Genomic DNA, 21,878 nt, shown 5'->3' with positions numbered 1-21,878 from the left:
CCGCACCACTTTCAATGCTCCTCCCGCACACCAACCCTCCACAGAAAGCAGATGCCATGAGTTCCACCTACTCACCCGGTCGCCGCCGCGGTCTCGCCGTGGTCGCCGTCGGCGTCGCCGCCGCTATAGCACTCGCCGGATGCTCCTCCGGCTCCAACGCGTCGAGTTCGACGCAGCAGACCACCCTGAAATGGGCGATCGCCTCCGCCCCGCGCGCCCTGGACACCTACGGCGACTTCAGCTCCAACGCTGAGGTCGTGGATTCGCTCGTCTATCAGAACCTCGTGACGCTTAAGAACCTGAAGCTCGAGCCGAGCATCGCCAAGAGTTGGAAGGCGACCGACTCGACGCACTACGTCTACGAGCTCGACCCCGACGCCACCTTCTCGGACGGCAATCCGGTCACTGCCGACGATGTCGCATATTCGTTCAACCGCATGGTCGCCGAGGGTTCCACGTCACAGGCGATTTCGCACTTCAAGACGCTCAAGAGCGTCGCCGTCACGGGCGACCACGAGGTCACGGTCACGCTCACTCAGCCCGATGCTACCTGGATCTACGACCCCCTCTTCGCGCCCATCGTCGAGAAGAGCGTGGTCGAGAAAGCCGGATCCCAGTACGGCGCACCCGGCAGCAAAATCATCGGCTCCGGGGCGTACAAGGTGGACACCTACTCGGCCGACAGCGGGATCAAGCTGACCCTCAACCAGAAGTTCTGGGGGAAGAAGCCGGCGATCAAGGAGGTCGACTTCAGTTACATCGCCGATCCCAGCAGCCTCGCGCTGGCGTTGCGCTCCGGTGACGTGGACGGCTCCTTTGGCATCTCCCTGTCCCAGATATCGCAGTTCTCCAAGCTCGATGGGGTGAACCTGGTCGAGGGTGACGGCCTTTCGGTCGTCTCGCTGATGATGGACCTGGACACCAAGCCGTTCGACGACATCCACGTGCGGAAGGCATTCGCCTACGCGTGGGATGCGAAGTCGTTCGTGAACAACGTGCTCGACAAGCACGCCGACGTGGCGAACGCCATCACTTCGCCTGGCTTCTGGACGAACCTGACGAGCGACTCCGAGACCGACAAGATCCTGTCCTCGGTCCCGAGCTACTCGTTCGATATGACCGAGGCCAAGAAGGAGCTCGCCGAGTCCAGCGTGCCGGACGGTTTCTCCACCTCCATCAGCTACCCCGATTCCCGCCCCGAGCTCGGACAGGCGTTGCAGGTGCTGGCGCAGAACCTCAAGAAGTTGGGTATCACGCTGACGGTCAAGGAGATCCCGTACGCCCAGTGGGTGACGCTGATCAGCGCCCACAAGGACCTCACGATCCAGATCGCGCAGTGGAACCCGGACTACCCGGACCCGAGCGACTTCATCGTCAGCCAGTACCTGTCGACGCACGCCGTGGAGAACCAGTACAACCTGTCGAACTACAAGAACCCCGAGGTCGACAAGCTGATCAACCAGGAGCTCGCGTCCAGCAGCGACAGCGAGCGAGCGACCCTCATGCAGCAGGTCTTGCAGAAGGTCGCCGCCGACGTGCCGAACGTGAACATGTACTGGCCGCACACCGTCATGGCCATCCGCGGCCCCTTCACCTACTCGAACTACAACGGGCTCTACTACAGCGGGATGTGGGTCGACAACATCAGCCAGAAGTAGACATCCCCACCTGCTCCCGGGCCGGCCGGCCCTCCTGTCCGGCCGGCCCCGGGCTACATAGATCGGAAACCATGCCCGAACCACTCTCACTCGACCCGCGCACGACCGCGCTGGTGTCGATCGACATGCAGAACAGCGTGGCGAACCACGCCGCCGCACCTCATCCGGCCTCCGACGTGGTCGACCGCGTGGCGCAGCTGGCCGAGTCGCTGCGTGCGGCTCACGGCTTCGTCGTCTTCGTCCGCACCAGCTTCTTGCCTGACGAATCCGACGCCGTTCGCCCCGCGATCGACGCGCCCCGGCACATCCCGGAACGCGAAGCGGGGTGGGACCGTATCGTCGCACGCCTGGAACGGCGCCCGAACGAGCCGGTCGTCACCAAGCGCAGCTTCAACGCCTTCCACGCCTCCGACCTCGACCACCAGCTGCGCCGGCACGGCATCCGCACCGTGATCCTCGCGGGTATTTCGACGAACTTCGGCGTCGAGGGCACGGGACGCGCGGCGTACGACCTCGGATATGACATCGTTTTCGCCGAAGACGCCATGTCGGCGAGCACGGCGGAACTGCACCGCGCCTCCCTCACCGGGGCTCTGCCGTATCTCGGCCGCATCCGCCCGACCGCTCAGATCATCGCCGCTCTCGAGGCGAACCGAGCGGCGGCATGAACGCCCCGCACGTCGCCGTCATCGGCGCAGGTGTGGTGGGGGCGAACATCGCCCATCGGCTTGCGGCGCGTGGCGCCCGCGTCACCATCTTCGACGCGGGCAGCCCGGGCGGCGGGACCAGCGGGTCGTCGATCTCCTGGCTCTCCACCTTCCCGCAGATTGCGAACGCTACTCCGGCCATGGTCGCCTACCGTCGCCGCACGCATGAGCGGTTCCGCGAGCTCGAGGCCGAGCTCGGCGGCGGATGGATGCACTGGACGGGAACCCTGACGTGGGCCAACGGGCAGACAGCGGCGCGGCTCGAGCGCGACTACCTGGCCATGCATGACCTCGGGTTGCCCGTGCGCCGTCTCACCGCAGACGAAGCCGCAGCGTTCGAGCCCGGTGTGCGCATCCCGCCCGAGTCGACGGTCTATCTCGAGGACGGCGGAGGCTGGGTCGACGCCCCTGCGCTCATCACCGCGCTGCTGCGCCGGGCGACCGATGGCGGGGCGCGCGTGCTCACGGGCACGCCGGTGACCTCGCTCACCCAATCCGGCCGCGGGTGGCGGCTGACCACCCCGAGCGGCGAGCACGAGGCCGACGTCGTCGTCACCGCAGCCGGAATCTGGTCCAGCCACGTCGCCGCTCTCGCCGGCGCTCCCGTGCCCCTTGATCTGCGGCCGGGGCTGATCGTCTACAGCTCCCCGCTCGCCACCGCGCTGCGCAGTGTGCTCAACGGCCCTGAGTTGAACATCCGCCCCACCGCCTCCGGCGGTGCCGCGATCCACTGGCGTGGGGAGGACACCTATACGGGCCACGGCTACAACGCCGCCGACCCGAACGCCGTGTTCGCGGCCGCGGCCGAGGTGCTGCCAGAGCTGGCGGGCGGCGCGCCGGAGCGCGCCTCCGTCGGCGTGCGACCGGTGCCGCCCGGCGGCCCCGTCGTAGGCTGGCACCCTTCCGCACCCGGACTATTCATCGCCGTCTCGCACGGCGGAGTCGGCTGGGGGCCGCGTTGGGGCGACATCGCCGCCGCCGCGATCCTCGACGGCGAGGAGGACCCGCGCTGGGGCGCTTTCGCGCCGGATCGCTTCTTCCGCAGCCCGCTTCCTGCCCCCACGACGACGAGCCAGCACGCGCTCGGCCACGTGCCGGCGCAGATGTAGTCGCGCCATGACCCTGCTGATCACCCTGCCGGACAGTCCCCTGGTCGAACGTCTCGGCTCACCTCCGGCCGACACGGACTATTTGATCTGGGACATGCAGAGCGCCCCACCGACCGCCCGGCCCATCGGCCTCGCGGTCATGCCCTACATGGCCCCCGCGTCGACCCTTCGCGTGGTCGGCGACAGGGCCGTGACCGCGGTCCAGTCGCTGAGCCTCGGCTACGACGGTGTCGCTGAGGTGCTGCGCAGTGATGTGGTCTTCTGCAACGCCAAGGGCGTGCATGAGAAGGCCACGGCCGAACACGCTCTGGCACTGATCCTGTCCGCGCAGCGCGAGCTCGGCGAGTTCGCCCGGGCACAGACCGAGCCCTCCCCGCCCTGGGACCAGCGCTTCACGCCCGGGCTAGAGGGTGCGACCGTCATGATCGTCGGGGCCGGCGGCGTGGGCGCTGAGCTTGATCGGATGCTGCGCGCACTCGGCCTGCAGACTATTCGGGTCGCCCGTACCGCCCGCCGCGATGCCGATGGCGACGTCCATCCGACCTCCGCGTTGCGGGAGCTCGCCGCCCTGGCCGACATCGTGGTGTTGGCCGTCCCCCTCGACGCCACGACCCGCCACCTCGTCGACGCCGCGTTCCTCGCCGCCTGCCGGCCGGGAACGCTCATCGTCAACGTGGCGCGCGGGCCCGTGGTCGACACGGCCGCGCTGACCGAGTCGGTCCGCTCAGGCCTGATCCGGGCGACGCTCGACGTCACCGACCCGGAGCCGCTGCCGGGCGGGCATCCGCTCTGGCGGCTGCCCGGCGTGACAATCACTCCGCACGTCGCCGGCCGAACGCATCGCATGTGGGACCGCGCTGCGGCGCTCATCCTCGACCAGGCCGACCGCCTGCGGCAGGGCCTGCCTCTGCGTAACCGAATCGCGCTGCATCCGATCGACGCGTCACACGGATCGGCCGCGAGCCCTGGGGAGTTCGAGACATGAGCGCGGTGGATGCCGAAGTGGCCGTCGTCGGGGTCGGCACCATGGGCAGCATGGCGCTGTGGCAGCTGGCACGACGCGGAGTGCGCGCCATCGGTTTCGAGCAGTTCCGCGTGGGCCACGAGTTGGGCGCCGGTGTCGGAGAAGCCCGCCAGTTCCGCTCGAACTGGCTGGAGGACGCGGTTCGCGACGTCATGCCCCTCGCCGAAGGCGAATACCGGGCACTCGAGGCGGAAAGCGGCCTCTCGCTGCTCACGATCACCGGAGGCCTGACGATAGGACCCGAAGATGCACCGGGAATGAGCGAGCTCCTCGACCGCATCGCCGAGGCAGGAGAAGCGCCGGTGCTGCTCAGCCGGGACGAGATGGCGCGGAAGCATCCGCAGCACGTGCTCGAAGGCGACGACATCGTGATCTGGAACGAGCACACCGGTTTCATCCGGCCCGAGCTGGCCATCGCCGCCGCCGTGGACAGCGCCCGTGGCAGGGGCGCCCGCATCGTCGAGGACTGCCGGATCACGCGGATCGACCCGGACTCGGACGGGGTCACGTTGCACGCGGGCGACCAGGTCTGGCGCGTGCGCCGCGTGATCGTCACGGTCGGCCCCTGGATCTGGCGGTTGCTGCCCGCCGGGCCCGGCGGGGGTGACCTCGGCCGGCTGCTGTTGACCTGGTTCCCGACGAGGGACGCCACGGCGTTCGCCGTGGGCCGCTACTCGACGTTCACGCGCCACACACGCGAGGAGACCATATACGGTTTGCCGAGTCTGTGGTCAGGCACGGTGCGGGTCGGTTTCGCCGGTCCGCGCTCCCGGTTCGACGACCCGGACGAGCTCGACCGACTGCACGTTCCCCGCGAGGATCTCGAGCGCATCGAGGCACTGGTTGCGCGGCTGATGCCCGGCCTGGTCCCCACGGTCATCCGCACCGGTACGCACCTGGACTCGTACACGAGGGACGGCCAGCCCCTCGTCGGCGCCCTCGACCCCGCGGGCCGCGCGATCGCGGGGGCCGCATTCGCCGGCCGGGGGTTCAAGATGGCTCCCGTGATCGGTCGGATTCTCGCCGACCTCGCAGCGGACGGCGGAACCGACCTCGACATCACCGCGTGGCGCCCGGACCGTTTCGCCGCCGGTCCGGCACCGCTCTAGCGGTGCCGCTGGGCCTCGACCCACGCCTCCAGCCCGGCCGCGTCGATGGGAAGCGCGGCGTCGAGAACCTCCGCTCCCGTCGGCGTCACCAGCACGTCCTGCTCGATGCGCACGCCGATGCCGCGCAACTCGGGCGGCACGAGTTGATCGTGGGCGTGGAAGTACAGCCCGGGCTCGACCGTGAGGACCATGCCCGGGGCCATCGCGGCGCTCTGCGACTCGACGGGCGTCAGCGCCGAGCAGTCGTGCACGTCCAGCCCGAGATGGTGGCCGATGCCGCACACGAGCCAACGCCGGTGGTGCTGACCCGCGGGTGAGAGCGCCTCGTCCACCGAGACCGGAAGCAGTCCCCAGTCGGAGAGGCCCTGTGCGATCACCGCCATGGCGGCGTGATGGAACGCTGTCCAGGGTCGGCCGGGGGCGACCTCGGCGAGACCTGCGCGATGTGCCTTTTCGACCAGGTCGTGCACCTCGCGCTGTATCGGCGTGAACTCTCCCGAGGTGGGGATCGTGCGGGTGACGTCGGCCGTGTAGAAGCTGGTGGCCTCCACGCCCATGTCGAGCAGGAGCGTCTCTTCCGGGGAGACGGGACCGTCGCAGCGCACCCAGTGCAGCGTCGGCGCGTGCTTCCCGCTGCCGACGATGGTGGCGTATCCGACGTCGTTGCCGAAGGTGCGCGCGTGCCGATCGAAGGTGCCCTGCAGCCAACGCTCGCCGCGACCGGCGAGCGCAGCCGGCAACTCGGCGGCGACCGCCGCGAATCCGCCGACGGTCAGGTCGACGGCGTGGCGCAGTTGGCCGATCTCCCATTCGTCCTTGATGGCCCGCAGTTGCGAGATCACGTGCGACAACTCGCCCCCCGCGCGGTCGGCGTAGGGCGGTTCGAAGCCGCCCGCGATGAGCGTCTGCGGATCGTCGAGGACGTCGCCGAGCTCGTCCGTCGTTCGGACGTCGAGCCCGAGCGCTTCGCTCCAGTCCGCCGGTGACGGAGCCGCGCCCACCCACAGCTCGCCATGGGCGGCGGATGCGAAGAAGTCGGTGTCGCTCGGATACGCCGGCTTGGGGATATAGAGGGTCGCGTCGTGGCCGGCGCCGGCCGGGGTGAGCACCAGCACGGCGTCCTCGATGGCGGCGTAACTCAGCCAGACGAACTCCGTGTGCGGACGGAACGAGTACAGGGTGTCATTGGCCCGCACCGGGGCGCGGCCGGCGGCGATCGCGAGCGTGCGGCCGGGGAACGCGGCGGAAAGGCGGGCGCGGTGGGCCGCCGCAGCGTCAGCGGCACCCGAGACGACCGGCGGCGTCCGATCGGGTTCACCCCATCCGGTCGCCATGTACGAGGCGAATGCCGGCACCTCGCTCAGCTTCGGCGGCCGAGTGGCAGGGTCGACGCCGCGGTAGGGGTCGGTGGTGAGGTCGGTCATCTCTTCTTCTTTCCGGTCGAGGCGAGCAGTCGGGTCATCCGTGATCGGATGCGACGGGCACCGGCGCCGTATGCAGCAAGCGCCGCGCATCCCACTCCGCCGGGATCGTGGGCACGGCCGCCAGCAGGGTTCTCGTGTAGTCGTCGCGCGGAGACTCGAAGACCTCGTCGCGCGACCCGCACTCGACGATGCGGCCCTGGTTCATCACCGCGACGCGGTCGGCGAGGCGGCGCACGACCGCCAGATCGTGCGCGATGAACAGATAGCTGAGACCGAAGTCGTCCTGCAGGTCGGCGAGGAGCTCGAGGATGCGCGCCTGCACGGAGACGTCGAGTGCGGAAACGGCCTCGTCGCAGATCACAAGCCGAGGTCGCACGGCGAGCGCGCGGGCGATGCCGATGCGCTGCGCTTGGCCTCCGGAGAACTGCCACGGATACCGGTCTATGTGATCGGGGTCGAGCCCGACCCTCTCCATCAGCTCTTGGGCCCACCGCCGCCCGGCCGAGGCGTCGACGCCTTGATAGCGTCCCGGCGCGGTGATGATGCGCCCGACGGTGTGCCGAGGATTGAGACTCGAGAACGGATCCTGGAAGACGACCTGCACATCCTTCCGGAACGCAGCCAGGGTTTCGGCGTCGGCGTGCGTGACGTCGTGGCCGGCGAACGAGATGGTCCCCGTCGTCGGTTCGATCAGCTTCGCCACCATCCGCGCGGTCGTGGACTTGCCCGACCCCGACTCGCCCACGACGGCCAGTGTCTCCCGCTCGCCGATCTCGAAGCTGACGTCATCGACGGCCGTGAACGGATGGGTCCGCGAGCCGTACACCTTGCTGAGTCCGCGCACGTCGAGAAGTGGGACGTGTTCGGGGGCGTCGGCGGGCTGCTTGTCGGGCCCGGCGGGCCGGTCACGTGCCTCGAGCGGGTCGCTGATCCGGGGGATGGCATCGAGCAGCTCCTGCGTGTACGAGGAGGCCGGGGTGCAGAAGATCTGCTCGGTCGGGCCGGCCTCCATGGTGTCGCCGTGCCGGAGGACCACGACGTCGTCGGCGACCTGGCTGACCACGGCGAGGTCGTGCGAGATGAACAGCATCGCCGCATCGGTCGCGCGCTGCACTTCGCCGAGCAGATCGAGGATGCGAGCCTGCACTGTCACGTCGAGCGCCGTGGTCGGCTCATCGGCGATGATCAGATCGGGTTCGAGGCACAGCGCCATCGCGATCATGATCCTCTGCCGCATGCCGCCGGAGAACTGATGCGGGTACTGGTCGACCCGGCTCTCGGCGTCACGGATGTGCACGCGCTTCATCGCGTCGATGGCGACCCGGCGCGCAGCACGCCGAGAGCCGCCGCGGTGCGCGCGATAGGTCTCCTCGATCTGCAAGCCCACCGTGTAGTACGGGTTCAGCGAGGAGAGCGGGTCCTGGAAGATCATCGCCATCCGCTCGCCGCGCAGCTTCTGGAGCCGATGCTCGCTGCATCCGATCAGCTCGATGCCGTCGAAGGTGATGCCGCCGCTGATCTCGGCGCCGGGCGGCAGCAGGCCCATGATCGCCAACGACGTCATCGACTTGCCCGAACCCGACTCTCCGACGAGCCCGAGCGTGCGCCCGCGTTCGAGCGTGAAGTCGAGGCCGCGCACCACCTCGGTTCGTTCGCCGCCGACGCGGAACGCGACGGTGAGATCGGACACGCTCAGCAGGGGGCTCACCGGGGGATCCTCACGCGCGGGTCGAGCACCGTGTACAAGATGTCGACGACGAGATTGGCGACCACCACGAAGAATGCGACCAGCAGCGTCACGCCCATGATGACCGGCTGGTCGTTCTTCGTGATGGAGTCGGACGTCAGCTTGCCCACCCCGTTCAGCCCGAACACGGTCTCGACGATGACGGCCCCTCCCAGCAGCGCCGCGAAGTCCATGCCGAACATCGTCACGACCGGCGTCAGGGCCGGCCGCAGCGCGTGGCGGCGAATGACGAGCGACGAAGGCAGCCCCTTGGCGCGGGCGGTGCGCAGGAAGTTCTCGCTCAGCGTCTCGATCACGCTCGCGCGCACGAGGCGCAGGTACATGGCCGCGTAGCCGAAGGCGAGCACGATCCAGGGCATCAGGTAGTTCGCGAACCACTGGGTCGGGCTGTCGGAGAACTTCACAGCGCTGGGGAACGGGAGCCAGCGCAACTGCACGACCAGCAGGTACTGCAGGATCAGCGCGACGAAGTAGTTCGGCAGGCTGATGCTGCCGAGCGCCACCGTTAGCCCGGCCCGGTCCCACCAGGTGCCCTGCTTGATGCCGCCGATCACTCCCCCTACGATGCCGGCGAGCAGCCACAGCACGGCGGCGCCGATGGCGACCGTCGCCGACACCGCCAGCCGCGAAGAAATCATCGACCAGACCGCCTGATGGGTCTGGAAGCTGAACCCGAGGCACGGGAACGTGCACGGCGTCGCGGTCGGCCCCGTGCCGTACTCGGTGCCTGCGAAGAAGTGCACCACGAACTGCACGTATTGCAGCCAGAACGGCTGGTCGAGCCCCAGCTCGTGCCGGATGGTGGCGATCGTCTCGGGCGTGCAGGCCTTGCCGCAGATGGTCACGGCCGGGTCGGGCGACAGCCAGAAGAAGATGCCGTAGGTGATGATGCTGATCAGCACGAGGACACCGATGGCGAAGAGCCCGCGGCGCAGCAGGAACCCGGCCATCAGGCTTCCCTCCCGTCGAGCACCTTCTGGGCATGGTCGCCGATCACGATGAATGACATGACCGTGAGGAACAGGAAGGCGCCCGGGATCAAGAAGTAGGTCGGGTCGACTGTGAACCAGTTGACGGATGCCGCGATCATCTGCCCCCACGAGGGTGTCGGTGGAACCACGCCCACGCCGAGGAAGGACAGCGCTGCCTCGGTGCCGATGTAGCCCGGGGCGGCCATGGTGGCGAGCACGATGATCGTCCCGCGGAGATTGGGCAGGACCTCCGCGAACAACTGGTGGCGCAGTCGGGCCCCGGAGACGCGCGCCGCCTCGACGAACTCGCGCTGGCGCAGGCTCATCGTCTGACCCCGGATGACCCTGGCGATGTACGGCCAGCCGAAGACGGACAACACGCAGATCAGAAGCAGTGTGCGGTTGCCGTCGGGCAGCGCCGACAGGATCGCGATCATGAAGATCAGCGCAGGGAACGCCATCAGGATGTCCATGAGCCGGGAGATGACGGTGTCGACGACGCCGCCGAAGTAGCCCGCGACGGTGCCGAGCACGACACCCACCACGGTGGTCACCGCGGTCGTCGCGAGCGAGATCGTCAGCGAGACCTGTGCGCCGTAGACGATGCGGGCGAAGATGTCCCGCCCCGTCTGCGGTTCGACCCCGAACCAGTGGGCGCCGCTCACCCCTCCGAAGGCGCCGATCGGCATTCCGCCGAGGTCAGAGTCGACTGCGCCGCTGTGGAACGCGTTCGGCCCGCTGCCCTCGATCGCCGTCAGCACCGGTGCGAGCACTGCGAGCAGCACGAGCAGCACGAGGAAGCCCGCGGCCGCCACGACCTGGGGTTTGGCCAGCAGGGCACGAACGACACGTCCGCGACCCGGGGTGGAGGCGGCCGGGCCCGCCTCCACCTCGGTGAGGCCGAAGGAGGCCTCCGCGTTGGGAACCGTCACGTCGCTCGTGCCTACTTCGACGGATCGAGCAGACCGACGGTGGCGAAGTTCACTCCGCCGGCGCGTTGCGGGTCGGAGTAGGCCCCGCCCACGTTCGACCCGACGAGGCTCACCGCCTTCGCGTAGTAGAGCGGAACCGTCGGCGCCAGTTCGTTGATCTGCTTGTCGAGGGCCGACCACGCCTTGTTGGCCTCGGTCAGGTCAGTCATCTTCTCGATCTTCTCGATCTGGGCGTTCACCGCCGGGTCGTTCAGCTGCGCCACGTTGGAGTTGCCCTGGCTGAAGATCTGGCTGCCCTGGAACAGCGGCGGCAGGAAGGTGGATCCGGACGCCCAGTCGGGGCACCAGCCGGTCACGGTCATGTCGTGCTGTTCGCTCGTGGTGCCGATGGTCTGGTAGAACGACGCCGCGTCGATCTGGTTGATCTTGACCGTGATGCCGACCTTCGCCAGTGCCTGCTGGATCGCCTCCGACTGGCTGATCATGGTGTCGGTCTCCCGCGTGTCCAGGATCAGCGAGAGGTTCGACACCCCGGCAGCCTTCAGCAGTTCCTTCGCCTTGGCCGGATCCCCCTTGCTGTCCTTGCTCGGATACAGGTCGAAGCTCTGATATCCCGGCGTGTTCGACGGCAGCATCGTGTTGGTGATCGTCGCCAACTGGTTTCCGCCGGCCGCGTCGACGACCTGCTGTTTGTTGATGGCGTAGCTGATCGCCTGCCGCACCTTGACGTTGTTAAGCCCGGGTTTCGTCGTGTTCATCACGAGGTACGTCGTACATCCGGACTCACCCTCCACCACGCGGGACTTCAGCTGGGGGGTCTGCAGCTTGGCGAGCGAGGAGGGCAGCACGCTGTTGCCGGAGATGGTGTCGACGTCCTTGCCCTGATCGCTGATCAGCCGCTGGTCGACTGTGGCCGCATCGACCCCGAAGGTGAAGTCGATCTTGTCCGGGTACGCCTTGCGCACGCTGTCGGTGCTCGCCTTCCAGTACGGGTTGCGCACGAGGGCGATCGAGGATCCCTGCGTGTAGCTCTTCACCTCGTACGGGCCGGATGACACGGGTTTCTGGTCGACGCTCGTCTCGGTGACCGTGTCCGGGTCGTCGGGGAACGGCGTGAACACCGGCTCGGTGAGCGCACTGGCGAATTCGGGCACCGACTGGTTGAGGTGGAAGACGATGGTCGAGTCGTCGGGGGTCTCGATCGACGACAGGTCGCCCGACTTGTACGGCCCCTCATAGTCCTTCGGCGCGTCCAGATACAAGCGCGCGTAAGGTGCGCCGACTGCCAGTTTGGGGTCGAAGGCACGTTCCACACCGAACTTGACGTCCTTGCTGGTGATCGGCGCACCCGTGCTGAAGTAGATGTTCTTCTTCAGATGGAAGGTCCACACCGTCGCATCCGCATTGGACTGGCCCATGTCGGTCGCGAGGTCCGGCACCACCTTCGACCCTTCGCCCTTCTTCGACGAGAACGTCGTGAGCGTGCGGTAGATCAGCTGATAGAAGTTGATCACGCCGGCGTCATAGCCCTGTACCGGGTCGAGGTGCGAATACGCCGTCGTCTGGATGACGTTCAGCGTTCCACCCTTCTTGGGCGTCGCGGCGGCACCCGAGGCGCTGCTGGTCGAGCTCGTCCCGCCGCTGCACGCGCTGAGGGCGAGGGCGACGGAGACGGCGAGCGCGATGCCGGCGATGCCGGCTCTGCGGCGGAGCTTCGTGGCGGTTCACTTCCGTTCTATGAGGGGCGGGGCGTGGAGGAGAGGCGGGGGCGCGTCAGCCGGTGCGCAGCCAGACGCGCATGCCGTCGGGACGGCGATTGCCCCACAGGTGGTAGGGGCGCAGCACCGCTCGCGCGGGGGTGCCGGGCGGCGCGGCGGGCGTCGGCCAGCGCGGATACAGTTCCGCGGTCGGCTCGGGCACGATGAGCACGGGGACGGTGATCGCGACGTGAGCCGTGGCGAGACCGCCGCTCGGCTCAAGTGCGGAGAGTTCGGCTGAGGCGAGCGAGTCCGGGGCGATCAGCACGTCGTCCAGGTCGGCGTCGCTGGCGGATGCGTCGATGTCGGCGCCCTCGACGCAGTACAGCAGCGGCCCGCGCTGCACGGCCAGGCCTCCGCGCACAGCGTCCACGTGCGGGTGGGCGACATGGCCGCGCACGGGCATGTCGAACTCCGCGACGATGACGTGGCCCTCGCGGACAGGGCCTGGAACCTCGGCCCAGCCGCCGGCCTCCGCCCGTCGGGTGCTGCCGTCGACCGTCAACGTCATGCCGTCGGCCCATGACGGCACGCGCAGCGCGAGGCGCCGGATCGAGGCATCCGTGTCGACGCCGAGCACCCGGATCGCGACGCGACTGCCCCACGGGTAGGCGGTGTCGATGTCAAGCCGCACTCCGCCGGTCGAGATGCGCCCGCTTGTGTATCCGACCAGGCGCAGCGTGTCGCCCTGGGTGACCGCGAGGTGCTCGTGCAGCTGGGCCGTCCAGCGCAGGACGTTGGGCGGGCAGCAGGGGCAGACGAACCACGGCTCGCGCAGAGGTCTGCCGTCACGAGGCACGCGGTGGTCGGCGCGTCGCTGCAGCGGATTGTCGTAGAAGAACGCGGTCCCCTCCTCGGACAGCCCCACGGCGTAGGCGTTGTACAGGACGCGCTCGTAGAGATCGGCGTAGCGGGTGTCGCCGGTGCCCAGCAGCATGCGCCAGCTCCATTGCATGACGGCGATCGCGGCGCAGGTCTCGCTGTAGGCACGGTCGGCCGGCAGCTCGTAGCGGTCGCCGATCGACTCGTCGGCGTGGCGGCTGCCGAGCCCTCCTGAGATGTGCAGCTTGGTGGCCGACATGTCGTCCCACAGGCGCGTCAAAGCGGCGAACAGCAGGTCGTCTCCGCTCTCGAGCGCGACGTACGCTGCCCCGGCCGCCAGGTAGCCCATCCGCACCGCGTGACCGTGCACGCTCGGCATCCGGGTCAGGGGTAGCTCGTCTTGGAAGTAGTCGTGCTCGAAGATCGACGCCGGGATGCTGCGGTGGCCCCGCCGGTCCACGAACAGCCGGGCGAGTTCGAGGTAGCGCGGGTCGCCGGTCTCGCGCCCGAGCTCCACCAGGGCCATCTCGACCTCGGGGTGTCCGCAGATCGCGGACTGCCCGGTCGGCCCGAACCTCGCCCACGCGAGGTCGGCGAAGCGAACGGCCACATCGAGAAGCCGGTCGTCGCCGAGTTGCCGGCGCGCCGCGATCGCGGCCTGGATGAGGTGGCCGAGGTTGTACAGCTCGTGGCCCCACGTCAGGTCGCTCCAGGGCGCCCGGCCGTAGCCGGGGTTCTGAAAGGCCGAATTGAGATATCCGTCGGCCGCTTGGGCCCGCACGATGAGCTCGACCGCCTCCTCGAAGAAGGAGCGAAGCTCCGGCGCGGCGTCGCTGCCGGCGAGAATGTATGCCAGCCCTTCCAGCGTCTTGTAGACATCGGTGTCGAGGAACGGGTAGCGCCCGCGGTAGGCGGCGCCCGTGCCATCCGCGATCGTCCGCAGGTTGTCGAGGTTGCCGGCGGCGCGCAGCTGGCCTACGACGTGGCTGGCAGTCGCCGTCGCGTTGCGGCGCTGCCAGCGACCGAGTTCGCCGTCGCCCAGTGAGACATCGTCGCCGGCCAGCGGCCGCACCGCGAGCGCGCGGGGCGCGACGGCGGGACCGCGGCTGCCTGCTACCGATGTCATGACCGGTAATATGTCACGTATCGCGGCAACGTGGTGTTACGTCGATGTTTAACCCGTGTCGGAGTGCGTGCCGCGGTCAGCCACGCCAGCTCACCCTCGCGGCCGCCGGGCCCCTAAAGTACGTTCGTAGACTCGACGAGCGCGCAGGCCTCCTTCGCGCTCCAGAAGGGGGGCCGAAGGTGGCAAATCCGCCCACCGCCGCGCACACCGCCGGCGGCGCGATCACCAAGCCGTCCAGCCTGCGGGCCCAGGTGCAACGCGCGATCTCGGCCTCGATCGTCTCGGGCGAGATTCCGCCGGGGGCGGTCATCTCGGTGCCGACCCTGGCTGCGCAGTTCCAGGTGTCCGCGACCCCGGTGCGCGAAGCGATCCTGGACCTGGAGAAGCGCGGCTTCGTCGTCGCCCTCCGCAACAAGGGGTTCCGCGTCACCGACGTCGATGAGGATGCGCTACGTCAGATCGTCGAGGTGCGCCGCCTGTTGGAGCCCGAAGCGATGTACCGGCTGGCGCCGGACTTCGGCAAGCGCGACGCGAAGCAGGCCAGGCGCTTGGCCGACCGCATCGTCCGCGGTGCCCGCGACGAAGACCTCAATGCCTATCTCGCTGCCGACCATGAATTCCACCTCACGCTGCTGGCCATGCTCGGCAATCCGCTGCTTGTGGAGCTCGTCTCCGACCTGCGCGAGCGCACGCGCCTAGTCGGCCTGCGCACTCTGCTGCATACCGAGGAGCTCAACATCTCGGCGGAGGAGCACCACCGCATCCTCGATCTGCTCGAAGCACACGATGCGGACGGCGTGCGGACCCTGATGGAGCGGCACATCGGGCACGTCGTCGGGTGGTGGTCGGGACAGCGCGAAGACTCGTAACACCGATGAAATGCGGTGTGTGACATATTACTAGTCAGCGGCGTCGAGCTACGGCGTCGGGTGAGGACGTGATGCACAGCGACGCGATCGTGATCGGCGCGGGCGCCGTCGGCGCCGCCTGCGCCCGCGCGCTCGCGGGAGCCGGCCTCACGGTCACCGTGCTCGACGCCTCCGGGGCGGCCGCCGGCACGAGCGGCCAGGGCGAGGGCAACCTGCTCGTCTCCGACAAGCTGCGCGGCCCCGAACTGAGCCTCGCGATGCGCTCCCTCGAACTCTGGGACGGGCTGCAGCGCGAGCTCGACGACGAACTGCCGCCCGGCATCCCGCCGCTCGAATACGAGCGCAAGGGGGGTCTCGTGGTCGCCACCACCGATGACGGGGCGGCGCCGCTGCTCGACTTCGCCGCCCAGCAGCGCGCGGCCGGCATCGACGCGCGCCCGCTCACCGCCGCCGAGGCGCTCGACCTCGAGCCGGACCTCAACCCCGCGGTTACGGCCGCTGTCTTCTACCCCGAGGACGCCCAGGTGCAGCCCGTGAACGCCACCGAGGCGCTGCTGGCCTCGGCGCGCGCCCGCGGTGCGCGCACCGTGTTCGGTGCGCGCGTGATCGCAGCGCTGCCTGCCGCATCCGATCGCCTGACCGGCGTGCGCACGACACGCGGCGACTTCACCGCCGACCACGTGATTCTCGCCGCCGGCCCGTGGTCAGGAGAGGTCGCGGCGTGCCTCGGCGCGAGCCTGCCCGTGCGCCCGCGCCGCGGCGTCGTGCTGGTCACGACCCGCATGCCGCACCGCATCTTCCACAAGGTCTACGACGCCGACTACGTGGCCGCCGTCGAATCGGATGCCGCGTCCCTGCAGACCTCGAGCGTGATCGAGTCGACCGCCGGCGGCACCGTGCTCGTCGGCTCCTCCCGCCAGCAGCGCGGCTTCGACGACGCCCTCGACCTCACGGCCGTCCGCGAGATCGCGGAGAAGGCGACGCGCGTGTTCCCGTTCCTCGCCGGCGCCTCGGTGATGCGGGTCTACGGCGGCTTCCGGCCGTTCCTGCCCGACCATCTGCCCGTGATCGGGCCCGATCCGGCCGTCGCCGGCCTGTGGCATGCCACCGGGCACGAGGGCGCCGGCATCGGGCTCGCGCTCGGCACCGCCGAACTGCTACGCGACCTCGTCACCGGCCGTGCGCCGCAGCTCGAGCCGGGCGCGTTCGCGCCGTCGCGCGGCACGCTGGCGGCCGCATGAGTGCACGGATGCTTCCGCCGGAGCGGGACCCGATCGCTCCCGCCGCCCCTGAGGCCGTGACGATCATCGTCGACGGTATTCCTGTCTCGGGGGTGGCGGGTCAATCCGTGGCGGGCGTCATGCTCGCCGCGGGCCGCCTGGCCTGGCGCACGACCGCGGCCGCGCGCAGGCCGCGCGGGGTGTTCTGCGGCATCGGCGTCTGCTTCGACTGCCTCGTCGAGGTCAACGGCGCCCGCGACGTGCGCGCCTGCCAGCGCATCGCCCGCGACGGGGACGTGGTGGCCTTCCAGGACGAGACGCTGCCGGGAGGTGCCGCGTGACCCGGGTCGCCGTGGTCGGCGCAGGCCCGGCCGGCCTCGCCGCGGCGAGCGCCGCCCTCCGCGCCGGAGCCGAGGTCACCCTGCTCGATGCCGCCGCCGCGACGGGCGGACAGTACTGGCGGCACCTGCCGCCCTCGCGGCCGGCGGCCCGCGAGGCGCGGCTGCACCAGGGCTGGCGCGACTTCACGATGCTCTCGCGCGCCGTCGCCCGGCATCCGCGGGCGACGGTCATCGCCGGCGCCCAGGTGTGGGCGGTCGAGCCATGCGCCTTTGGCGACCGGGCGCCGACCCTGCAGTACGCCGTGGGCGACGCCGACGGCTCCGACCGTGACGTGCGCACGCTCTCCCCCGACGCGCTCGTCCTCGCGACGGGCGCCCACGACCTCACCCTCCCCTTCCCCGGCTGGGATCTGCCCGGCGTGTTCACCGGCGGCGCGGCGCAGGCGCTGGCGAAGTCCGAGCGGGTGGCCGTCGGCGAGCGCGTCGTCGTGGCCGGGGCGGGGCCGTTCCTGCTGCCCGTCGCGGCATCGCTGCTCTCGGCCGGCGCCGAGGTCGCGGGCGTGTTCGAAGCGAGCCCGGCCGGAACGCTCGCCGCGGGATGGGCGTCGGGGGCGGCATCGGTCGCGGCGATGCCGCACAAGCTCGGCGAGCTGGCCGGATATGTGGTCGGTCAGCTGCGCGGGCGCGTGCCCTACCGGGCCGGCGCCGGGGTGATCGCGGCGCACGGCATCGACCGCGTCGAGGCGGTGACCGTGGCCGCACTCGACGCCGACTGGCGGCCCATCCCGGGCACCGAGCGCGTGATCGCCTGCGACGCCGTGGCCGTCTCACACGGCTTCACGCCGCGGCTCGAGTTGGCGATCGCCGCCGGCTGCGCCCTGGCGGATGATTTCGACAAGCTCAATCCGGCGGGTCTCGACGGGCTCGACCCGGCGCATTTCGACGGGCTCAATCCGGCGGGTCTCGACAGGCTCAATCCGGCGGAGCCCGCCGCGCCTCGCCCCTGGTCGCGCTTCGTCGCGGTCGACGACGACCAGCGCACCAGCGTGCCCCGCGTCTTCGCGGCCGGCGAGGTGACCGGCATCGCCGGAGCCGACGCCGCGCTGCGCGAGGGCGGCCTCGCCGGATGGCTGGCGGCCGGAGGCGACCCCGGCGACCGGCGCGTGGCCGCCGCCCGCCGCCGCATCGCCCGCTACCGCGGCTTCGCGAGGGCGCTCGACGCCGCCCACGGCATCCGCCCCGGCTGGACGGACTGGCTGACCCGCGAGACGACGGTGTGCCGCTGCGAGGAGCTCAGCTACGGGCGGCTGACCGATGTGCTCGAGGCGACCGGCAGCCGCAGCATCCGTGCCCTGAAACTCGCCACCCGCGCTGGGCTCGGCCCGTGCCAGGGCCGCATCTGCGGCCGCACCGTCGAGTCGATCGCCGCCGCGCGCAACGGCGCCCCCCTCGACGGCGTCGTCATCGACCGGCGCCCCATCGCCGCCCCGATCCGCTTCTCGGAGCTCGCGCGGCTCCCCCACCCCGAAGAAAGGCACGAGCCATGACCACCCTCGATCTCGGCGGCGTCGTCGTCGCCACCGCGCTGCCCTACAAGGACGACCCCGCCGCGCCGGCCGGCCTCGCCGTCGACTACGACCGCTACGCCGAGCACTGCGACTGGCTGCTCGCCAACGGATGCCGCGGCGTCGGCCCGAACGGCTCGCTCGGCGAGTACTCGTCGCTCACCGACGACGAGCGCCGCCGCGTCGTGCAGACCGCGGTCGCCGCCAATCAGGGCCGCGGCATCGTCATCGCCGGCGTGCACGCGCCCGGCGCGCACCTCGCCCGCGGCTGGGCCGAGCTCGCCGGCGAGGACGGCGCGGACGCGGTGCTCTGCCTGCCGCCGACCATGTACCGCTCGACCCCCGCCCAGCTGGTGCGCCACTTCGAAGAGGTCGCCGCGGTCGGGCTGCCGGTGATGATCTACAACAACCCGATCGACACCAAGGTCGACCTCACCCCCGAGATCGTCGCCGAGCTCGCACAGATCCCGAACATCGTCGCCATCAAAGAGTTCTCCGGGGACGTGCGCCGCGTGCTCGAGATCAAGGAACTGTGCGACATCCAGGTGATCGCGGGCGCCGACGACCTGCTCTTCGAACTGCTCGTGGACGGCGCCGTCGGCTGGTTCGCGGGCTTCCCCAACGCGTTCCCCGCCGAGTCGGTCGAGCTGTACGACCTCGTGCGGGCCGGCGAGGTCACCCAGGCGCTGGAGCTCTACCGCCACCTCGTCCCGGTCTTCCGGTGGGACTCGCGCACCGAGTTCGTGCAGGCCATCAAGCTGTCGATGGACTTGATCGGCCGCTACGGCGGCCCGTGCCGGCCGCCGCGCTACGCGCTCACCCCGGAGCACGCGGCGCAGATCACGGCGGAGACCGAGCACGCCGTCCGGGCCCTCGAGGCGTACCGTGCCGCCCACCCCGCGGCATCCGTCGGGGTCGCGTAACGTCCAGACATGCGCTCCTCCCGGCTGATCCCCGCGATCGACACCCACACCGAGGGCATGCCGACCCGCGTCGTCACCGGCGGCGTCGGGGTGATCCCCGGAGACACCGCCAATGAGCGGCGCCTGTACGCGATCGAGCACCTCGACGGCCTGCGCCACTTCCTGATGGACGAGCCGCGCGGTCACGCCGCGATGAGCGGCGCCATCCTGCAGCCGCCGACCCGCCCCGACGCCGACTGGGGCGTGCTCTACATCGAGGTCTCCGGCTTCCTGCCGATGTGCGGCCACGGCACGATCGGCGTGGCGACGGCCCTCGTGGAGGCCGGCATGGTCGAGGTGGTCGAGCCGGTCACGAGCATCCGTCTCGACACGCCCGCCGGTCTCGTCATCGCGCGCGTCGCGGTGAGCGACGGCCACGCCGACGCGGTCACGATCGAGAACGTGCCGGCCTTCGCCGAGCGGCTCGACGCCGTCGTCGACGTGCCGGGCCTCGGCGAGGTGCCGTACTCGCTCGCCTTCGGCGGCAACTTCTACGCCATGGTCGAGCTCGACGCGGTCGGCCTGCCGTTCGACCGGGCCAGGCAGCGCGACATCCTCGACGCGGGCCTCAAGATCATGGCCGCGATCAACGACACGGATGCCCCGCACCACCCCACCATCGACGGGGTCGACCACTGCCATCACGTCGAGTTCCTCGCGCCGGGCTCCGACGCGCGCTACTCGCGGCACGCCATGGCGATCCACCCGGGCTGGTTCGACCGCTCCCCCTGCGGCACCGGCACCTCCGCGCGGATGGCCGAACTGTGGGCGCGCGGCGAGCTGCCGCTCCAGACCGACTTCGTCAACGAGTCGTTCATCGGCTCGCGGTTCACCGGCCGACTGATCGCGACCACGACCGTGGGCGAGAAGGCCGCCGTGGTGCCGACGATCACGGGGCGGGCGTGGGTGACGGGGCTCAACCAGTACGTGCTCGACCCGAGCGACCCGTTCCCGCACGGGTTCGTCTTCTGAGGCGACGCCCCGGCGCGCGTCGGCGCCGCGGCCACCCTCACCGGTGCTGGTCGCTGCGCTCGTGGTGCGCGAAGGTGCGCCGCGTCGTCAGGTCGGCGCCGGTGAGCACGCCGCCGCGGCCGAGCAGCCGCCCGTACTGCCAGTTGGACAGGCCGAGCTCGGGCTGGTTCAGCGCGTACTGCCCGTCGACCCAGCGGGTGAACCCGTCGCCGACGAACGGCGCGTTGACCCCGGCGCGGAACCGCGCGTGCGCGTCCCCGTCCGCCGAGATCAGCGCGGCGACGAACTGCGGGCTGTGCGCATTGAACAGACGGATCGCCTCATCGAGATCCTCCACGACCGCGATGCTCAGCTCCGGGGTGTCCTCCCACTCCCACTCGGTGCCGAGCTGCTCGACGGCGATCGGGGTCGCGCGCGGCTCGCGCCGCACGCCCTCGGCACGGCGCACGTCGATCTCGCGGGCGAACTCGCCCTCGGGCAGGAACGACGCGGCGGAGTCCACGACGTGCAGGCGCGCCGTGCCGCCGCGGGCGGCGGCCGCCTCGTCGGCGGCGCTCAGCAGCACGGGAACGAGCTCGGCCGCCCGCTCGCGCACCACGACGGCCACGTTCAGGGTGTTGCACACCTTGCGGTCCAGCGAATGGCGCACAGCGCCGGCGAAACGCTCGGTGTCGGCGGCCCGGTCGGCGACGAGCCAGGCGCCGCCGGTTCCGTGCGCGCTGACCGGGATGCCGCTCTGCCGGGCGACGCTGCCGAGCTCGGTGACGGCCGCGCCCGAGCCGCGCACCACGGCGAGCGCGAGCCGCGAGTCGCTGAACAGCGCCCAGCCGGCGGACCGCTCCCGCACCGGGATGAGGGAGAGCGCGCCGCCAGGCAGCCCCGAGGAGCGCAGCGCCGGCTCGAGCGCGTGCTCCCGGATCGCCTGGGCGGTGCCGAGCGCGTCGCCGCCGATCCGCAGCACGGCGGAGTTGCCGGTCGCCAGCACGCCCGCCGCGTCGGCGAACACGTTCGGCCGGCCCTCGAACACGAATCCGATCACGCCCAGCGGCGCCGCCACGATCTCGACCGACCAGTCCTCGTGCTCGACGCGGGTGAGCGGCGGGGTTTCGCCGGCCGCCGCGCGCTCGTCGAGGTGGTGGGCCCAGCCGCGCAGTCCGGCGACCATGTCGGCGCGCATCCGCTCGGAGACCCGAAGCCGGGTGGTGGAGCGCCCCTGCTCCCCGGCGCGCTGCACATCGGCCGCGTTCGCCTCGGCGATCCTCGCCCACACGGCGTCGACGGCAAGGGCGTCGGCGAACGCGGTGTAGAACGCCCGCACCGGCTCGTCGCCGATCGTGCGCAGCTGCGCGAATGCCTCCGCCGCGGCGTCGACCTGCGCGGTCACCGCCTCGCGCACCGCGGCCGGCACGTGCAGCAGCGCCCCGGTCGTCTGCACGACGTGCAGCTGATCGCCGGGCCGGAACGCCTCGGCGAGCTCGGGCGGCACCGTGGTGAAGCGGTCGCCGCCGAACGGGATCACCGCCCCCGCGCTCAGGCCGGTCAGCACACCTTCCAACGCCATAC

General features: G+C 70.4%; 18 protein-coding genes. 11 read left to right on the top strand and 7 right to left on the bottom strand.

The features are described from left to right. The first annotated feature begins 56 nt into the window (after window positions 1-56). The 5 genes from H563_RS0104920 (at window position 57) to H563_RS0104900 (ending at window position 5,607) form a co-directional block, all read left to right on the top strand. Window positions 57-1,658, top strand: a complete 1,602-nt coding sequence (locus tag H563_RS0104920) for an ABC transporter substrate-binding protein (RefSeq protein WP_022881490.1) — start codon at window positions 57-59, stop codon at window positions 1,656-1,658. A gap of 71 nt (window positions 1,659-1,729) precedes the next feature. Further along, the gene (locus tag H563_RS0104915; RefSeq protein WP_022881489.1) at window positions 1,730-2,326 is read left to right on the top strand and encodes an isochorismatase family protein; all 597 of its coding nucleotides are present in this window, start codon (window positions 1,730-1,732) and stop codon (window positions 2,324-2,326) included. Then, window positions 2,323-3,474: an NAD(P)/FAD-dependent oxidoreductase gene (locus tag H563_RS0104910; RefSeq protein ID WP_022881488.1), complete on the top strand. Its 1,152-nt coding sequence runs from the start codon at window positions 2,323-2,325 to the stop codon at window positions 3,472-3,474. Before H563_RS0104915 ends, H563_RS0104910 begins: the two co-directional genes overlap by 4 nt. A 7-nt stretch (window positions 3,475-3,481) precedes the next feature. Continuing rightward, complete coding sequence (locus H563_RS15090) at window positions 3,482-4,459, top strand: NAD(P)-dependent oxidoreductase (protein WP_022881487.1); 978 nt, start codon at window positions 3,482-3,484, stop codon at window positions 4,457-4,459. After that, window positions 4,456-5,607, top strand: a complete 1,152-nt coding sequence (locus tag H563_RS0104900; RefSeq protein WP_022881486.1) for an FAD-dependent oxidoreductase — start codon at window positions 4,456-4,458, stop codon at window positions 5,605-5,607. Before H563_RS15090 ends, H563_RS0104900 begins: the two co-directional genes overlap by 4 nt. Here the strand turns inward: H563_RS0104900 and H563_RS0104895 are convergent. The 6 genes from H563_RS0104895 to H563_RS0104870 all read right to left on the bottom strand — a co-directional run bounded on the left by H563_RS0104895 (window position 5,604) and on the right by H563_RS0104870 (window position 14,386). After that, window positions 5,604-7,031 carry an aminopeptidase P family protein gene (locus H563_RS0104895; protein WP_022881485.1) on the bottom strand — a complete coding sequence of 476 codons (1,428 nt, stop codon included), beginning with the start codon at window positions 7,029-7,031 and terminating at the stop codon, window positions 5,604-5,606. The two genes, H563_RS0104900 and H563_RS0104895, sit on opposite strands and share 4 nt — an antisense overlap. Before the next feature lie 34 nt (window positions 7,032-7,065). Beyond that, complete coding sequence (locus H563_RS0104890) at window positions 7,066-8,739, bottom strand: ABC transporter ATP-binding protein (protein ID WP_022881484.1); 1,674 nt, start codon at window positions 8,737-8,739, stop codon at window positions 7,066-7,068. After that, window positions 8,736-9,728 carry an ABC transporter permease gene (locus tag H563_RS0104885; protein WP_022881483.1) on the bottom strand — a complete coding sequence of 331 codons (993 nt, stop codon included), beginning with the start codon at window positions 9,726-9,728 and terminating at the stop codon, window positions 8,736-8,738. The genes H563_RS0104890 and H563_RS0104885 overlap by 4 nt, the downstream gene beginning before the upstream one ends. Continuing rightward, window positions 9,728-10,681 carry an ABC transporter permease gene (locus tag H563_RS0104880; protein ID WP_022881482.1) on the bottom strand — a complete coding sequence of 318 codons (954 nt, stop codon included), beginning with the start codon at window positions 10,679-10,681 and terminating at the stop codon, window positions 9,728-9,730. Before H563_RS0104880 ends, H563_RS0104885 begins: the two co-directional genes overlap by 1 nt. 11 nt (window positions 10,682-10,692) lie before the next feature. Then, window positions 10,693-12,195 (bottom strand): ABC transporter substrate-binding protein, encoded by a 1,503-nt coding sequence (locus H563_RS0104875; RefSeq protein ID WP_022881481.1) that lies wholly within the window; start codon window positions 12,193-12,195, stop codon window positions 10,693-10,695. A gap of 259 nt (window positions 12,196-12,454) precedes the next feature. Continuing rightward, window positions 12,455-14,386: a glycoside hydrolase family 127 protein gene (locus H563_RS0104870; RefSeq protein WP_027479107.1), complete on the bottom strand. Its 1,932-nt coding sequence runs from the start codon at window positions 14,384-14,386 to the stop codon at window positions 12,455-12,457. 179 nt (window positions 14,387-14,565) lie between these two features. Here H563_RS0104870 and H563_RS0104865 point away from each other — a divergent pair, with 179 nt between their 5' ends. From H563_RS0104865 to H563_RS0104840, 6 genes are all read left to right on the top strand, one after another. After that, window positions 14,566-15,255: a GntR family transcriptional regulator gene (locus tag H563_RS0104865; RefSeq protein WP_022881479.1), complete on the top strand. Its 690-nt coding sequence runs from the start codon at window positions 14,566-14,568 to the stop codon at window positions 15,253-15,255. 71 nt (window positions 15,256-15,326) lie between these two features. Beyond that, on the top strand, window positions 15,327-16,496 hold the full coding sequence (locus H563_RS15085; protein WP_022881478.1) for an NAD(P)/FAD-dependent oxidoreductase: 1,170 nt from the start codon (window positions 15,327-15,329) through the stop codon (window positions 16,494-16,496). Further along, the gene (locus H563_RS0104855; RefSeq protein ID WP_022881477.1) at window positions 16,493-16,816 is read left to right on the top strand and encodes a (2Fe-2S)-binding protein; all 324 of its coding nucleotides are present in this window, start codon (window positions 16,493-16,495) and stop codon (window positions 16,814-16,816) included. The genes H563_RS15085 and H563_RS0104855 overlap by 4 nt, the downstream gene beginning before the upstream one ends. Next, entirely contained in the window at window positions 16,813-18,363 is a 1,551-nt protein-coding gene (locus tag H563_RS15080; protein WP_022881476.1) for an FAD/NAD(P)-dependent oxidoreductase, read from the top strand. Before H563_RS0104855 ends, H563_RS15080 begins: the two co-directional genes overlap by 4 nt. Next, entirely contained in the window at window positions 18,360-19,304 is a 945-nt protein-coding gene (locus tag H563_RS0104845) for a dihydrodipicolinate synthase family protein (protein ID WP_022881475.1), read from the top strand. The genes H563_RS15080 and H563_RS0104845 overlap by 4 nt, the downstream gene beginning before the upstream one ends. A gap of 9 nt (window positions 19,305-19,313) precedes the next feature. Beyond that, window positions 19,314-20,315, top strand: coding sequence for a proline racemase family protein (locus H563_RS0104840; protein WP_022881474.1), 1,002 nt, complete (start codon window positions 19,314-19,316; stop codon window positions 20,313-20,315). Between the two features lie 37 nt (window positions 20,316-20,352). Here the strand turns inward: H563_RS0104840 and H563_RS15075 are convergent, their stop codons facing one another. Continuing rightward, window positions 20,353-21,876 (bottom strand): aldehyde dehydrogenase family protein, encoded by a 1,524-nt coding sequence (locus H563_RS15075; protein WP_022881473.1) that lies wholly within the window; start codon window positions 21,874-21,876, stop codon window positions 20,353-20,355. Between the last annotated feature and the right edge of the window lie 2 nt (window positions 21,877-21,878).

This window comes from Gryllotalpicola ginsengisoli DSM 22003, from assembly GCF_000419445.1.
GTDB lineage: Bacteria > Actinomycetota > Actinomycetes > Actinomycetales > Microbacteriaceae > Gryllotalpicola > Gryllotalpicola ginsengisoli.
This window is presented reverse-complemented; position numbering and strand designations above follow the sequence as displayed.